The 16,267-nt window shown below is 37.4% G+C and carries 15 protein-coding genes and 1 pseudogene; 11 read left to right on the plus strand and 5 right to left on the minus strand.

Going from position 1 to position 16,267, the window contains the following annotated elements; all coding sequences use genetic code 11:
• The 8 genes and pseudogenes from HDT10_RS07995 to HDT10_RS08030 all read left to right on the plus strand — a co-directional run.
• Nucleotides 1-546: pseudogene (locus tag HDT10_RS07995) on the plus strand (hypothetical protein); the annotation flags it as partial.
• A complete protein-coding gene (locus HDT10_RS08000) occupies nucleotides 533-940 on the plus strand; it encodes a P-loop NTPase fold protein (RefSeq protein WP_290882054.1) in 408 nt (135 codons plus the stop codon). The pseudogene HDT10_RS07995 and the gene HDT10_RS08000, both read left to right, overlap by 14 nt.
• The gene (locus HDT10_RS08005; RefSeq protein WP_290882056.1) at nucleotides 937-1,839 is read left to right on the plus strand and encodes a hypothetical protein; all 903 of its coding nucleotides are present in this window, start codon (nucleotides 937-939) and stop codon (nucleotides 1,837-1,839) included. The genes HDT10_RS08000 and HDT10_RS08005 overlap by 4 nt, the downstream gene beginning before the upstream one ends.
• Nucleotides 1,806-2,219, plus strand: a complete 414-nt coding sequence (locus HDT10_RS08010; protein ID WP_290882059.1) for a hypothetical protein — start codon at nucleotides 1,806-1,808, stop codon at nucleotides 2,217-2,219. Before HDT10_RS08005 ends, HDT10_RS08010 begins: the two co-directional genes overlap by 34 nt.
• Before the next feature lie 323 nt (nucleotides 2,220-2,542).
• The gene (locus HDT10_RS08015; RefSeq protein WP_290882201.1) at nucleotides 2,543-3,403 is read left to right on the plus strand and encodes an aldo/keto reductase; all 861 of its coding nucleotides are present in this window, start codon (nucleotides 2,543-2,545) and stop codon (nucleotides 3,401-3,403) included.
• A gap of 55 nt (nucleotides 3,404-3,458) precedes the next feature.
• Nucleotides 3,459-4,355: a DMT family transporter gene (locus HDT10_RS08020; RefSeq protein WP_290882061.1), complete on the plus strand. Its 897-nt coding sequence runs from the start codon at nucleotides 3,459-3,461 to the stop codon at nucleotides 4,353-4,355.
• A 78-nt stretch (nucleotides 4,356-4,433) separates the two neighbouring features.
• Nucleotides 4,434-4,883, plus strand: a complete 450-nt coding sequence (locus HDT10_RS08025) for a cyclophilin-like fold protein (RefSeq protein WP_290882064.1) — start codon at nucleotides 4,434-4,436, stop codon at nucleotides 4,881-4,883.
• Nucleotides 4,884-4,893: 10 nt separating this feature from the next.
• Entirely contained in the window at nucleotides 4,894-5,808 is a 915-nt protein-coding gene (locus tag HDT10_RS08030) for an aldo/keto reductase (protein ID WP_290882069.1), read from the plus strand.
• A 42-nt stretch (nucleotides 5,809-5,850) separates the two neighbouring features.
• Here the strand turns inward: HDT10_RS08030 and HDT10_RS08035 are convergent, their stop codons facing one another.
• A complete protein-coding gene (locus HDT10_RS08035) occupies nucleotides 5,851-6,192 on the minus strand; it encodes a helix-turn-helix domain-containing protein (protein ID WP_290882072.1) in 342 nt (113 codons plus the stop codon).
• 173 nt (nucleotides 6,193-6,365) lie between these two features.
• Here HDT10_RS08035 and HDT10_RS08040 point away from each other — a divergent pair, with 173 nt between their 5' ends.
• A complete protein-coding gene (locus tag HDT10_RS08040; protein ID WP_290882074.1) occupies nucleotides 6,366-6,881 on the plus strand; it encodes a DinB family protein in 516 nt (171 codons plus the stop codon).
• Between the two features lie 194 nt (nucleotides 6,882-7,075).
• Here the strand turns inward: HDT10_RS08040 and HDT10_RS08045 are convergent, their stop codons facing one another.
• From HDT10_RS08045 to HDT10_RS08060, 4 genes are all read right to left on the minus strand, one after another.
• Nucleotides 7,076-8,938, minus strand: a complete 1,863-nt coding sequence (locus tag HDT10_RS08045; RefSeq protein WP_290882077.1) for an AlwI family type II restriction endonuclease — start codon at nucleotides 8,936-8,938, stop codon at nucleotides 7,076-7,078.
• A gap of 9 nt (nucleotides 8,939-8,947) precedes the next feature.
• Complete coding sequence (locus HDT10_RS08050; protein WP_290882080.1) at nucleotides 8,948-9,877, minus strand: Dam family site-specific DNA-(adenine-N6)-methyltransferase; 930 nt, start codon at nucleotides 9,875-9,877, stop codon at nucleotides 8,948-8,950.
• Nucleotides 9,856-10,914, minus strand: coding sequence for a DNA adenine methylase (locus HDT10_RS08055; protein ID WP_290882203.1), 1,059 nt, complete (start codon nucleotides 10,912-10,914; stop codon nucleotides 9,856-9,858). The genes HDT10_RS08050 and HDT10_RS08055 overlap by 22 nt, the downstream gene beginning before the upstream one ends.
• Nucleotides 10,915-11,004: 90 nt before the next feature.
• Nucleotides 11,005-13,674 (minus strand): phosphoenolpyruvate carboxylase, encoded by a 2,670-nt coding sequence (locus HDT10_RS08060; RefSeq protein WP_290882083.1) that lies wholly within the window; start codon nucleotides 13,672-13,674, stop codon nucleotides 11,005-11,007.
• Between the two features lie 167 nt (nucleotides 13,675-13,841).
• On the opposite strand from HDT10_RS08060, the gene HDT10_RS08065 reads away from it, so the two are divergent.
• Complete coding sequence (locus HDT10_RS08065) at nucleotides 13,842-15,032, plus strand: aspartate aminotransferase family protein (protein ID WP_290882085.1); 1,191 nt, start codon at nucleotides 13,842-13,844, stop codon at nucleotides 15,030-15,032.
• Nucleotides 15,033-15,128: 96 nt separating this feature from the next.
• On the plus strand, nucleotides 15,129-16,220 hold the full coding sequence (locus HDT10_RS08070; RefSeq protein ID WP_290882087.1) for an NAD(P)-dependent alcohol dehydrogenase: 1,092 nt from the start codon (nucleotides 15,129-15,131) through the stop codon (nucleotides 16,218-16,220).
• Nucleotides 16,221-16,267 lie beyond the last annotated feature (47 nt).

Raw genomic sequence — 16,267 nt, forward strand, 5'->3', positions numbered from 1 at the left:
GAGACCATCACAAATAAAAACAACAATTTAACACATATTGTCTTAACCAACACAGAGGATTTTTATATCATAGACGCTAAAGTTTATGCGACCTTTGCCAAAGACAAGGCGATTCTAAAGGCTTTTAAGAATTGTGAGCACAGAGAGGGCAATGACGCAAGCACGAAGAAATTCTATGAAGAGCTGAACAATCTCTTGCCCGCCCTTGATATGGAGATTCAATATACGCATTTTCGGGTTGAGGATTCTACCCTTGCAAATTGTCATTCTGAACTTTCCCCTTGTCATTCTGAATCTCTTTATCATTCTGAACCTGCGTTAGCAGGTGAAGAATCTCGTCATACACAATCCAAAAGAGATGTTTCGGCTTTGCCTCAACATGACAAGATACCCAACACAAGCACCTTAGAATCTGAAATTGATTCTTTAGTGTATCAACTCTATAATCTCACAGATGAAGAGATTAGAATCATAGAAAACAAGGAGAAACTCATGTCAATTAATATCAATCTTGATGTAGGAGAAAATTTCAATGAGTTTAAATAAAATAAAAGATAGTATAAAAGATGCCTTGCTTAAATCTAACAAAGGGTTATGTATTGCGATTCGAGGCAAATGGGGAATAGGCAAAACATATCTATGGAAACAAATCCAACAAGACATAGAAAATTCAACAAAACAACGAATTGTTTACATCTCGCTTTTTGGCAAGGAACATTATAGTCAAGTATTGGAAGAGATTGTGTTACAATTATTCAGGAATCATAATGAAATAGCCAAGAAAGCAAGCAAGGTTATTTCAAAAACAATAAGTCTTATAAGCAATGGACAGATTACGATTGAAACCGAATTGCTGTTTTCTATCTTGCAGAAAAAAGATTTTAATAATGTTATTGTATGTTTTGATGATATAGAACGTAAATCTGATGAACTAAAATGAAATATTTTATGGGCTTAATCTCTCAATTGAAAGATTTGAGAGATTGTAAGGTTGTTATGATTTTGAATTTAGAAACTGATGATGAAAATTTGCAAAATAACAAACAATCAACGACTGATAAAGATAACACAAAGAAAATAGCTAATGATGAGGATAACGATTATTCAGATTATGTTCTTTATAAAGATAGATGTATAGATTATGAGTTTAAGATAGAAAGAGCATTAGAGGTTGCAAAGCATATTATAGAAAATATAGATTTTCTTAAAGATAAAGATAAAAATTTTTTGGAAGAACTTATTTTAGGTATTTTCAAAAAGCATTTTAATAATAATTTGCGATCATTGTTGCGCGCCATTGAGAATATGCAGTATTTTTATGAACATTGTAGCTTTGATGAATTAAGGGACAAATATGAAGAGGAGCTTTTCAAACAAGCAATGGAAATCTTCTATGAGGATATTTTATTGATTGAATTTGACGAAAGAGCAAAAAATGGTACTCCATGCTTAGAATATTATAAGAATAATAGGTATTTAGAAGAAGAACATAAAAAAATAATTAAGCAATTTTTGCAGAAAGTTTTACTTACTTCGATCGGAAAACTTTTATTGGTGCTTCCAAATGAATATTTATTTTCAAATATGGACGATGCTGATTTTATTCAAAAAGTAGAAGAATATATAAATAAGATTAAAGGCTTTCAAATAAACAATGGTTCTTGGATGGATTTCAGTTTTTATGATAATATCTTTAAGCAATACACAAAGATTACAGGAGAAAAGCTAAAAATAGAAGAAACGATTCGAAAACGATATATTGAGCGACATTTTACAGAAAATATTCTAATAGTGCAATTTTCAAAATGGCAAGTATTGCTTCAGATATTGACCAAATAATAGGTGGAGACAATAAGTTACAAGAATATTACAAACAAATGAAACAAAATATAATGAACAAAAAATTAACATTACGAGAATGGATTATAAATAACGGTAATATAATAAATTCATTTTTGTCCCCAACAATTGAACGTTACAATGATTTTAATATAGACGAAATTGTTAAAGAATTTAATGAAAATAAAAAATTCTGCGAAGAATTTTTTAATCATTATACAAATGTAATTAATGCTGAAATATTACCTGAAAATAATCTATTCAAAGCATATAAAGAATTTTTAGAACAAGATAAAAATAAAAATAAAAAGCAACTAATTATAGAATTTTTAAAAAATAATAATAGAGCCAAATTGAGAAAATTGTTTTTTGATGAATAAGATTTAAAATAGTTTTATAATTATTTGATCGTAACAACAAAATTTCTACTTCCACCTTGACAAACACTAGGTGTTATGCCTTATAATATCACATCTTGAATCAAAGGAGCACAATGGACAAACAAAGACGCAAGCTATTGCAAAGCACCGCAATCTTGGGCGTTGCAAGCGGTATGATAGGCTTATCGGGGGCTTTGGGATTGCAAGGTTGCGATTCGAACCAAAGCAAAAATGCCGCCAAAGATTCGGGCGCAAAGGGCGCGGCGGCGGGCACTAGCGGTGCAGATTCAACAACACAACACACAAACACAAAAGGAGCAAACATGGAGTTCATCACCCTCAACAACGGCGTCAAAATGCCAATTCTCGGCTATGGAGTGTTTCAGATTGAGCCAAAAGACACACAAAAATGTGTCGAAGAAGCCATCAGCGTGGGATACCGCAGCATCGACACAGCGCAGGCGTATTTCAACGAAGCCGAAGTCGGGGCGGCGGTCAAAACCGCGATTGGCGGGGGCGTTAAGCGCGAGGAGCTGTTCATCACGACCAAAGTTTGGATTAACAATTACGAGGAATCCAAAGCCCTAAAATCGATTGAAACGAGCCTCAAAAAGCTGCAAGTCGATTATTTGGATTTGCTGCTCTTGCACCAGCCGTTTAACGATGTCTATGGCGCGTGGCGCGCGATGAGCAGGCTCTATAAAGAGGGGCGTATCAAGGCGCTTGGCGTGAGCAATTTCTACCCCGATAGGCTCGTGGATTTTTGCCTAAATAACGAGATTAAGCCCGCCGTGAATCAGATTGAATGCAGCCCGTTCTATGCGCAGTTTGAGGCGCAGGAGGTGCTGCAAGAATATGGCGTGGCAATGGAAAGTTGGGCGCCTTTTGGCGAGGGCAAAAACAATATGTTTAGCAACCCGACACTTGCGGAGATTGGCAAAAAATATGGTAAAAGCATTGCGCAAGTCATTTTGCGTTGGCAGATTCAACGAGGGATTATCGCGATTCCAAAGACCGTGCGCAAAGAGAGAATGATAGAAAACTTTGATGTTTTTGATTTTTCTCTTAGCGATTCTGATATGCAAAGCATCGCGGGGCTTGATGATAAGCAAAGCCTCTTTCTTAGTCATCAAGACCCAAAAATGGTAAAATGGCTCATCGAGGTGCATAGGGATAAGTTCTAAGATAAAGGGATTTTAGCTATAATTTGATTTCTTACTCTACATAGAGGATTATGCTATGCAGTTTTTTAGCCGCCCCACACTATTTTTAGGTCATCTCCTCGCACTTGGAACGATGATAGTTTGGGGGGCGACCTTTAGTTCTACCAAAGTGCTTTTGGAGGACTTTTTGGCGAGCGAGATTCTATTGTTTCGCTTCACATTAGCGTTTGTCTTTCTCCTACTCTTGCGACCCCAAGCCCTAGAGTTTCGCGGAATCAAAGCCGAGATTCTGCTTCTTTTTGCAGGGCTCACGGGAGGTTGCTTGTATTTTTTATTAGAAAATGTCGCACTTTATTGGACAAGTGCTTCTAATGCCTCTGTGCTCGTCTCTATCAATCCAATTTTTACAGGAATCTTAGGATTCTTTGTGCTTCATAAGCGTTTGAGCCGATACTTTTTGCTCGGATTCCTTTTAGCAAGTATCGGGATTGTTTGCGTTGTTTTTCGTGGCGATTTTTCTATCACCTTATCCCCAATAGGTGATTTATTTTGTCTTTTAGCCGGTATTGTTTGGTCATTTTACACAATTATCCTAGACAAAGTCTTTGTCATTTTCAAGGGACAAAGCCCCCTACTCATTACACGCAAAGTATTTTTCTATGGGATTTGCTTTACCTTGCCCTTTGCTATTTTTGGCAATATAGAGAGGGGAAGCTTCTCACTGCACCGCTTTGTAGAGATTCAAAATTTGCTCAATCTTTTGTTTTTAGGGCTTGTTGCGTCAGCCCTATGCTATCTAAGCTGGAATGTGATGATGAAAATCTTAGGCGTCTATCAAGCAAGTGCCTATATCTATACGATTCCGCTTTTTGGCGTACTAACCGCAGTTTTCACGCTGGGCGAAAGGCTTGATAGCTTGATTATCATCGGTGGCGTATTGATTCTGCTTGGGCTTATTCTCTCGCAAAAATAAATGGAATCTCAAATATTGCTTGACAAAGAGTAGCTGTTAGGCTTTATAATTGCGTATTCAGTTTTTAAGGAGTGCGATATGCGGCAGCCAAAATGCCTTGTTTTGTTGCTGTTTTTGGGGCTTGTTTGCAACCTTTGGGCGAAAGAGGGGGAGAATATGCGACTGCAAATGCGATTTGACAATCACGATTTTATCTTTGTTTTGGCAGAGAATGCTGCGGCGCGAGACTTATGGAATCTCTTGCCTTTGGAGCTGCGTTTTAGCGATTATGTGGGCAAAGAAAAAATCGCCTCGCTACCCCAAAAACTAAGCGCGCAAGAAAGCGGCGACTATGACCCGCAAAGCGGAGATTTTTTCTATTTTGCTCCGTGGGGCAATGTTGGAATCTTCTATGCCAAACAGCCTCCCTACCCGGGCTTAATTAAGCTTGGCGCGATTGAGGGCAACCAAGAAGCATTTATTCAAGCCCTGCGCAACCAAAAGAAAGATTTTGTAATTTCAATCACCAAAATGCCACATTCAAACTAAAGGAAACACAATGCAAAACCGCCGAGATTTTCTCAAAACATCTGCAAAAGTTGCAAGCCTATTTGCGCTTGGAGGGCTTTCGAGCCAAAGTCTGCTTGCTAGCGAAAAACAAGGAGTTAAAATGGAATTTCTAACACTTAATAATGGCATTCAAATGCCCATTTTGGGGCTTGGGACGTATGCGCTCACGGGTGCAAGCGGGCAAAAGGCAATGAGCGAAGCCATCGAGATTGGCTATCGGCTCTTTGACAGCGCGCAGATGTATGGCAACGAAGCCGAGCTAGGAGCGGCGATTCGTGCAAGCGGGCTCAAACGCGAAGAGTTTTTTGTCGAGACAAAGCTTTTGGATTCGCCAAGCGAAGATGCGACAAAAAAATCGATTGAAAAATCGCTTAAAACTCTAGGAATGGACACGATTGATTTATTGCTCATTCATTCGCCCTATCCACATTCTAAGGCGATGTATAAGGCAATGGAAAGCTTTTATAAGCAAGGAATCTTAAAAAGCATTGGAATCTCAAACTTTGGCGCAAGGGCATATAATGACTTTGTGCAATCATGCGAGGTGATTCCAGCGGTGAATCAATGCGAAACGCATTTGCTGATGCAACAAAAACCCTTGCGAGAGGCGATGAAAAAACATAACACGCTTCTACAATCATGGAGTCCTTTTATCGCGGGCAAAGGTTCGATTTTGGACAACCAAACACTTAAATATCTTGGAGCAAAATACAACAAAACGCCCGCGCAAATCATCTTGCGCTTTCTGATTGAACAAGGAATCGGCGTGATTCCAAAAACGTCTAAGAAGAATCGCTTGCAGCAGAATATCAATGTTTTTGATTTTGTCCTAAGCGAACAAGACAAAAAAACATTGATTGAGTTCGATACGAACAAAAGCTCATTTTCTTGGACAAATTATTAAAATTTTTTAGGAATATATTAAATGCTTGGGATTCTTAGAAATTTAGGACATATTTTTATAATATTTTCCCCATCTTTCAAGGCTTTCTATCACCTCTTTTAGACTCTGTCCAAGCTCCGTGAGACTATATTCTACTTTAGGTGGGACTTCGGCATAGACTTTGCGATAAACAAGATTTGCCTCCTCCAATTCGCGGAGATTCTGTGTCAAAACCTTTTGCGAAATGCTCTGATTCTTGCTTGCGCTAATGGACTTCCTAAGCTCTCCAAATCGCTGCTTGCCGTGCAATAAATCACGAATAATCAAGATTTTCCATTTGTTGCCAATCAGGTTGAGCGTGGTTTCTACGGGACAAGGGGAATGATAATTGGGTTTTTCGCGCATTGTTTGCCTTTTAAGATTCATCATTTTATCAAATTATAATAGCACAAAAGCCTTTAATAATACAATAGTTTCAAAAAGAATACTATATGATAAAAAAATGCCTACTTGATTTTTAGAATATTGTATGCCAAAATTCTAATACAAATTTAAAAACCTCAACACAAGGAAAATCTATGAAAACAGCTCTATTGCTTCAGGCACAATACAATCAATTTGCAAACAAAAACATGTTTGCGGTTTTGCAAGGCGCACCCAAAGACGCATTATACAAAGATTGCGGGCTCTATTGGGGCAGCATTATGCAAACGGCAGAACATAGTCTTTGCAGCACAATCGCTATTGTGTTCCAAAATTTCAGCTCATTTGCCACAAAAAAGCTCGATGGGCTAGACGCGTTTTTTGGGGTGCTCACACCCGAAGGCAAGCTTCAAAGTGTAATTTTCAATGACTTAGGCGCATTTGCAAAATTGCAAGCTCAAGTGGATAGCAAAGTCATTGAACTAATCCAATCCATTGAGGATTTTGACAGCATTGCCACATTAAGCTTTCCGGGCATAGAATTTAAAAAGCCACGTGGTTTTTTGATTCTTGCGTTTCTTAACCACGCCGTCCATCATCGCGGGGCAATCGCAGGCGCACTTGATATTCTCAAAATTGAGAATGACTTTAATGGTATGCTCGGAATGTAGCAATAGACAAACTCTCCCAAAATTTAGCTTTTGGGAGATTCTATTTAATAGAATCATTAATGGATAGTTTTTGTTTATAAAATATTTTCAAGCAATTAATAAACTCAAAAATATCTAAATTTCTGATGTCTAATCTCTCATCAAATTTAATAAATTTCACATATCTTTTAAAGTATATGGAATATCAGGAATTATCACAAAGAATCTATCATTGCCCGAATATGTGTTTGATACCACTTGCTACCCCATATTTCATTATTGGTAAGGAGCTGTTGAAATTTGGGCATAAGGTCATTATAGCTTAATTTGGATTCCAAAATCTTAACTAAATCTGCTGTGCTTAAAGGTAAAATTTTCATTCCTTTGATATGTGTATTTTCATTTTCAAAATAGCAGTTGAGGCGACTTCTAAAATCATTTAACACATTTTTATCCAAATAAGGCGCAATGAAAATCCCATAAGTTTTTTCTTGTGTTGCAAAATCCAAGTTCAACAAAAGATTTCCCAAGTGTCTTGAAACGCTTTCCATTTCGGCTCTGCGTTGATTGGTTTTTTCAGTAAGTGTTGCTTCTATCATCAAATGATGATTATCATAAATATAAACAAAGTCTGCATTTCCTCCTGCTGCGTGGGATTTTGGTAAAAGATTAGAATCCAAACTTAACCCAGCTTCCAAGATTCTTTCAATGTTATTATTGTCAATATAACACCAAGCAATAGCAATAATATATTCAAAAATTGTAGGAATTTTAGCTTCTGTGGTTACTTTTTCTAAAATTTTAGAATCATTGCTTCTATCGCTAAAAAGTTTTACAATCTCAATAATATGCTCTTTTTTAAATTGTGTTTGCAATAAAACATTAAGCCTTTGTTTGTCCAAATTTTGCCTATAAGTTTTTATCTCTTGTGGCTGTGAGATTCCTAATATCTTAAAAGATTTTTTAAATTCTTCATCATTAAAATATTCGCTTAAAAGATTCTGTGAAATGGGAGTTATGGCTATTTTTTCTAAAATTTCATTATATTTTGAATGCTTTAGGATAGTTGCAAAAATCGCATTGACGCTTACTTTATCCTTATCAAACTCAAAAATACCTGTGAGATTCAAATATCTGCGATTCAAGTCCAAATAATCATATAAATTTGCCCATATTCTTGCTTCAAAAATAAATCTAAAAAATCTTTCTCCAAATTCCTCTAAACTTCCCTCACAAAACTTTGCTAAATCTTTGATTTTATCCTCTTTTTTGCCCTGTCTCGTAAGATAAGGCAAATAAAGCTTTTTAAAATCTGCATATTCATTTGCATTAAATAATTTTTCTAAATCTTGAAAATTGTTAGAATCTCTAAAGGATAAAAAGACTTCTTGCAATGTTTTGATAATGCTTAAAGCAGTTTTTTCTCCTTTTGCGGTTTTAAAATAGTCAGTATTTAAGTTACTAGATTGCAAATCGACTAAAAACTCATAAAGTTGTGAATAGGGTGTATAATTTAAAACACTTGCAATAATGGTTTTATCCTTGATGCATTGAATAAAAACTTGTGTATCTCTAAAATTATTTACAAGCGGTAACAACATAAAAATATCAAGCGTTAGACTTCCGCCAAATGCCCTAAAAATTTCTAAATACTTTTGCAATAAAGAATGGCTTTTTGAAAAATTCAATGTTGCTTTGAGAAAAAATAAAGAAATTAAATCAATTTGTAAAAATTCATTATCTATTCTATAACTTTGATTTTTGATAAGATATAGCAATTCGTAGCCTTGTGCTGTGATTTGCTTCTCTTTGCGCTTGATAAGATTGTAATCTTCTAGTGGAGCAGATTTTACCCTCGCATCTTTTGTGCCTAGATGTGCGGTTTTGTTCTTGGATTCTAAAAGATTGTGTTGTTCTAAAAGCTCTAAATACCGCAGTTGCAATTCGGAATCATTAACCCAACTATCTGTTTCATCTGCACTTTTAAAAAGCTCCTCAAATAAAAGTAATTGGCTTTCAAAGTTGTAAAGCAAACCTTTAACCCTTAAGCTTGTATTACCGAAATAATCATATTGCATAGTTGTCCTTTAATAATTTGTAACCAACAATTCCTTAGAATCTGCCCTTTTTGTTTGATAATTGCAATTTTTGTAAGAAAAATCTAAAAAATACACCTTAAATCTAGGGTTTTTTTGCAACCAATCCTTTAAGATAGAATGCTCTTTATTTTTATGAAAAAGAACATTCGAAAAAGCAAAACGAATATTTTTAGAATCTAAAAGCCTTAAAAACTCTAATAAATCTAATTCGTCTTGCAATCCCCAAGCATTGTTTTCATTATAAGGAGCAGTGGCTAAAAAATAAGGGGGGTCAATATAAACAAAACTTTTAGAATCTAAAATATCTAAAGGAAATTTCCTAAAGTCTTTATTTGAAATTTTAATCTTTTTATTTTGTAGATTAAGGATAAATTGCCTTAATTTTTCCTGCATATTTTTATTAAAATCTCGTTTTCCGCAAGGCAAATTAAACTCTCTTTTGGAATTGAATCTAATTTGATTATTGAAAGCAAAAACGATTAAAACAAATAAATCAAAAGGGTTTTTCGTTTGATTATAATGATTTCTTAGTGCTAAAAAATGTTCTTTATTATAGCTTGATAAACCTTTAGCACTATCGCATTTATAGAATCCATAACCATATTTTGCAGTATTTGAGAGATTAAAAGTATCAACGATATGCCAAATTGTATCAAAAATCGTTTGTAGATTTTCATTTTGCAGGGCTTGATAAAACTGCATTAACTCCGTTAAAGAATCGTTAAGAATAATATTTTGAGCTTCAAGATTTATACCTACATTTGCTCCTCCACAAAATAAATCCAAAGCAACACTTATATCTTTAGGAAAAAGTGGAAGTAATTGTGATAAGAGTTTATATTTGCCACCAACATAATTTAGCGGACTTGAGATAAATTTTTCCTCTTGGTTGAACCTTACTTGGTTAATACTTGACATACAAAAACTCTCTCTTTGTGATTTGATAGATTGCTTTTCCCACTACTAAAAGGCTTAAAATTATATTCAAACATTTGCACTTTGCCAATAGATTCTAAAATTTCTTTTATTTCATCTTGTTTTAGCCTTGCATTGCTTCTGGAGTTTGCGCTATAAGTATTATTATAACTCACCACCAATACTTTGCATATCTTTGCTAAGGAAGTTATCAAATCCTTAAAAACCTCTTTTGCTCCAACATTGCAATATTTACTTAGATTCTCTGGCTTTGGCTTTAGGGCAACTCCATAAAGCTTTGGTTTCTTATTTTGGCTTAAATTCTCAAGTAAATGGTAGAATCGTGAATATTGTCTTGAATTATAAGGTGGGTCAATAAAGGCTATGTCTATATGTCTTTTTTGCTCTAAAAGCTGCTTTGCTAAGAGGTTAGAATCCTCTTTATAAATTTCTAGGGTTGTTGTAAGTTTAATAGGCTCTATCAACTCATACACAAACCTATCTTGCAAGGGAATATTTTTGCGATACGCATCATAATGCCCTACCGTATTTGCGATTCTATCTGCACTATATAACAAGCTTGCTAAAAGTATGTAAAATTCTTGTTTGTTGATAACTTTTAACTCTAAAAACCTATCCAATGTATCACGCAAATAACCTATGATTTTGCTATCGTTTTGGCTAAAAAACTTATCCCCAAAAGCTTTGGAGTAATAATTTTCTTTGATATTTTTGGCTTGCAAGTTTGCAAACTCTTGCTTTAAGGATTCTAGTTTTTTAAAATCAAAGAAATCTTGCGCAAAGAATCCTTGATAAATCACAAAATTGGAATACAAAAAGTCATTGAGGATACAATGGCTAAATTGTGGCTTTTTAGCAAAATATTCACTCACCACCCCTGTGCCGCAAAACACATCAAAAAAGCTAAGATTGCGTTTATCTTTATAATTAAAAGTCTTTAAAATGCTTTCATCAATGGATTCTAAAAGTTTCGTTTTTGCTCCTGTGTAGCGGCGAGAGGAAAGGTGAAACAAGTCAATACCTTCTATTGAATTTGAGAGAAATTATAACAAGATTTTTGCGATATTCTTTCAAACACCCTTAAGATTGCGAATCACAACCCTAACGATTTACCCTGTATTCCTCACACCCTGTGCGATTCCAACAATCGTAGTAACGATTTGTTTTGCGATTCTCTCTTTTTGCTCGGCATACTGCGCATTTTTGTAGGCTTTCATTAAATAGAGTTGGAAAAAGCTAAGGCTTGTCAAGAAAGGCTTGCGAAGCAAAATAGACTCTTGGACTAGCTTTTCACTTGCGAGCAGGGATTCTTCCTCTCGGACATAGAGCAGCCAATGCAATGTGAGATGATATTCGCTCTCTATCATTTGCCAAATTCTCTGACGCAGGCTCTCCTCTTCTACAAAATCATTGTAATGCTTCGCAATCTCCAAATCCACCTTTAAAAAGGCTTGGGAGATGTTATCAATCGTGGTTTTAAAAAACAAATTCTCTTGATAGCATTTCTTTAAAATTTCTTTGTCTCCACATTCTTTATATGCCGCCTCTAAACCACTTCCCAAACCATACCACGCGGGAATAATTGCGCGATTCTGTGTCCAAGCAAACACCCAAGGAATCGCGCGCAAATCCTCTACATTTTGCGTGTCTTTGCGCTTGGAGGGACGCGAGCCAATGTTTAATTGTGAGATAAAGTAAATCGGGGTAGCAGATTTAAAATACTCAATGAACCCTTGCGTGTCATACACAAGCTTACGATAGGCTTTATAGGATTCTGTGCTAATCGTCTGCAAGATACTTTCAAAGCTAGAATCGTTTGCGTTAAAGTCCGTCCCAAATTTATCATAGACTGATTTTTTAAGCAAAGTTGCTAGCGCACTTGAGAGACTAGATTCTGCCTTTTTGGGGTTGAGATATTTGTAACTAATCATTTCGCCTTGTTCTGTGGTTTTTAAAAACCCCGCAACGCTACTAGGCAAAGAAGATAACAAGGCATCTTCTAGCGCACCTCCTCCACGACTGACGCTTCCTCCGCGTCCGTGAAACAATCTAAACTTCACTTTCAATTCTTCTTCAAGCATTATGAGATTCCCTATCGCCTTGCGCAAAGAATAATTACTGGCAAAGATTCCGCCATCTTTACTAGAATCCGAATAGCCAATCATAATTTCTTGACGATTCTTGCGGGATTGTAGATATTCGGCATAATGCGGATTGGCACAAAGTGCGTGCAAGATTTTAGGTGCAGCCTCCAAATCCTCAATAGTTTCAAAGAGTGGCGAGATAGAAATACGCGTTTTTTTGCCTTTGCACCACAATCCACTTTGTTTCGCAAACCACAATACACAAAGCAAATCATTCGCACTTTGACACATAGAAATAATACAAGAATCAATGATATTATCGCTGATTCTGTCTTTTGCCCATTTGAAATGCACAAAACTAAGCAAAGTCTCTTGCGTGGATTCACTGAATTTTCCATAAAGCGCATTCAAATCCACCAAAGGCGCACTTAAAGCAGCATTTAAAATCCTTGTTTGCTCGCTCTCTGGTAAAAGCAACAAATCCCCCTCAATGTAACCCAAAGTAGCAAAAATCTCTGCAAGAGCTTGCCAAAACACCTCACGATGTTGGCGAAAGTCAAGCCGCATTAAATGGAATCCCGCAAGCAAGGCGAGGTTTTTTAACTCTCTTAAATAAGTGCCGCTTCGTTTATCTAGCGATTCTATCATCATCTCAATATCTTGGATAAATTCTTTGGAATTTTCATAGGTGTAGAGTTTGTTACCCTCAAGGGCACTTTGGGATAGATTGAGCATTAGGATTCGGTTTTGAAGTTTTTGACGCATACAAGTTAGCTTGGCGCGGAAAGGTTCTTGCAAAAAAAGTTTCTTTGCTATCGTGTCTAGGTAGTCCTTGTCCCTCTCCAAACTTTCTAGCAATGCTTCGCTTGGATTGGCATATTCTTGTGCGATAGAAAGCTCTCGGATTAGCCTATCAATGGATTTGAGGTATTGGCGAATGATGGTCTGGTGCTGATGCTTCATCACTTCAATCATTACACGATTGGTTACATAAGGATTGCCGTCTCTATCGCCACCAATCCAACTTCCAAGCAAGATAGGAGACTTTTTAAGCGCGCAATCCCTCGTGCCTAGAAACTCCAATGCGTCTTGTATTTCTTGTAGAATATGCGCCCCACTTCGCAAAATAGAGCTTTCCATAAAATACAGCAAATTATCTAGCTCAAAAAGCACTTCAATTTTTTCATTGCGCACGATATGGCTATGCCAAAGCAGATTTAAGCGATATTTCAAATGCTCTTTCGCGCTTGTTTGTCCAAACTTAAACCACGAATCCAAATCATCATACATATCGTGGTAACTCTCTAGGAATGTTCTACGCAAGGATTCTGTGGGGTGTGCGGTGAAAACGGGATAAAACTGAATCTTTTTCAAGACTGCTTGAATATCCTCTGCATCGTATTGTTGCGCCTTTAGTTCCTTAATCGCACTGATAATTTGCCCCTCACTCTGTCGCAAGCTTAGATGATAACGTTCGTCAATGATATTTAAAAGCAAGTGATAAAGCGTGAAAGCCTTGATGAGATTAGAGATTTCTTGCGAGCCAAGCTCTTGTAGCAAATCAGATTCTTCTTTAAACAAAAAGCTTGGATTATCCTTTAATGCAACAAAAATAGGTTTAATTCTTGGGGCGACCTCATCTAGCAATTCACTTAAAGTAGAAAAAACAAAATCTATTTCTTTAAATTTTTCCATTGAATATTCCTTGTATCGTGCAAGCGACTTTAAAATGAATCAAAATTATAACGCGTTTGGATAATGATAAGATTCTATAAATGTTGCAAATTATAACAAATTTTTATAAGATTATTTTTACTTTTCTTGTTTTAAAATTCTTAAAACTTCTCAAATCAAGGCAAACAATGAAACAAGAAACCCTAAAACAAATGGATTTGGATTTCGTATTGCATACTTATGCGCGCAATTGGACACATTTTGTCAGAGGAAAAGGCGCGAGACTCTATGATGCGAACGATAAAGAATACATTGATTTTGGCTCTGGAATCGCCGTATGTAGTGTGGGACACGGCAATGAGCGTCTAGCCCAAGCAATCTATGAACAAGCAAAAAACCTAATCCACACTTCCAATCTTTATTTGATTGAGCCACAAGCCCTGCTTGCAAAGAAACTCGTAGAACTTAGCGGATATGATATGCGCGTATTTTTTGCAAATTCTGGCGCAGAGGCAAACGAGGGCGCGCTCAAGATTGCGAGAAAATTTGGTGAAGAAAATGGCGAACTCAAACGTTATCAAGTCATCACATTAGATTCCTCTTTTCACGGGCGCACGATTAGCACCCTCAAGGCAACTGCGCAAAGCAAAATGCACCAATACTTCGGACCATTTCCCGATGGATTCGTTTATGCAAAGGATTTAGACGATGTGCCAAACAAAATTAGCAGTGTAACTTGCGCGGTGCTCTTGGAGCTTGTGCAAGGCGAGGGTGGAATCACGCCTTTTGATAAGCAAGAAGTGCAAAAACTCGCCAAAATTCTGAAAGAAAAGAATATTTTGCTAATGATTGATGAAGTGCAAACAGGTGTTTATCGCAGTGGCGAGCTGTTTGCCTCACAAGTATATGGAATCACGCCCGATGTAATTACTACGGCAAAAGGGCTAGCCGGTGGTGTGCCTATTGGTGCGGTGATGACGAATCTCAAAGATATTTTTGCTCCAAGCGACCACGGAAGCACCTTTGGTGGAAACTTCCTAGCCACGCGGGCGGCACTAGAAGTACTAGAGATTCTATCGGCACAAAAACAAAGCGGGAAGTTAGAGGAGACGATTGCATACTTTACCCAAAAACTCCAAAGTCTGCAAAAATCCCATTCAGAAATTTTCACAGAAGAAGTAGGTTTAGGGCTTATGCGCGGGCTTAGAGTGAGAGATTTAGACACCTTGACAAAATTCTTAAATGTCGCCTTTGAAGAGGGTGTCTTGGTGTTAAAAAGCGGAAAAAATACTGCACGATTCTTACCAAGCCTCACAATTACAAAAGAAGAGATAGATGAGGGCTTCAAACGCATAGAATCCTGTATTGCGAAATTATAAATTCTCTTGACAGAGAGCAAGTCTTATGCTTTATAATTTTGCATTTAAGTTTTAGGGTTTTGCCAAACTTTAGAATAATTCAATTAAGGAGAAAAAATGTTATTAAAAGATAATTTGACACAAGCACAAAATGGGCAAAGAATCACTGCCAAAGGCTATGCAGTCGCACACAAAAGCGATACCTTTAAACCTTTCTCGTTCTCACGCCACGCGCTTGGCGAAAATGACATTCTCATTGAGATTCTCTTTGCCGGAATCTGCCACAGCGACATTCACAGCGCACGCGAAGAATGGCACAAGGGAATCTTCCCAATGGTGCCCGGGCACGAAATCGCCGGGCGCGTGGCGGCTGTGGGCGCAAAGGTGAGCAAATTCAAGGTGGGCGACTATGCCGGCGTGGGCTGTATGGTCAATAGCTGCGGTGAATGCGAGGCATGCAAGCGCAGCCAAGAGCAGTTTTGCGAAAACGGCAAAACCGTCTTCACCTACGACTGCCACGACCATTTCCACGACAACGAACCAACCTATGGCGGCTATTCGAACAACATTGTCGTGAGCGAAAAATTCGCCGTAAAAGTCCCCGAGGGCGCGCCGCTCGAGAAAGTCGCGCCGCTGCTTTGCGCGGGAATCACAACCTATTCGCCGATTAAATTTAGCAATGTCAAGGCGGGCGATAAAGTCGCCGTGGCGGGCTTTGGCGGGCTTGGCGTGATGGCACTCAAATACGCACTCAAAATGGGCGCGGAAGTCAGCGTGTTTGCGCGGAATCGCAACAAAGAAAAAGAGGCGCTCGAGCTCGGAGCAAAGGCACTCTATACCGACACAAAAGGCGTCAAGGAACGTTTCGATTTCATCATCAGCACGATTCCGACAACATATGATGTGAATGCGTATATGGATTTGCTGAAGTTCGGCGGCGAAATGGCAATTGTCGGCTTGCCACCAGCAGAGACGAATCTCAAAATTGACCTTATGCGGCTCGTTTGGGGCGCGGGCAAGAAGGTCTATGGCTCGATGATTGGCGGTATGAAAGAGACGCAAGAAATGCTCGATTTCTCGCTGCAACACAAAATCTATCCTGAAACGGAGATTATTTCTATTGAGCAAATCAACGAAGCGTATGAGAATCTCACGAGCGGTAAAGCGAAATTCCGCTATGTGATTGATATGAAAAGCTTAAAAGAATAAATAATTTTTGCAGATTATTTGCATTATGGAATAAAACTTGCTTACTC

It is taken from the genome of Helicobacter sp. (assembly GCF_014799995.1).
In the GTDB taxonomy this organism is placed as follows: Bacteria; Campylobacterota; Campylobacteria; order Campylobacterales; family Helicobacteraceae; genus Helicobacter_D.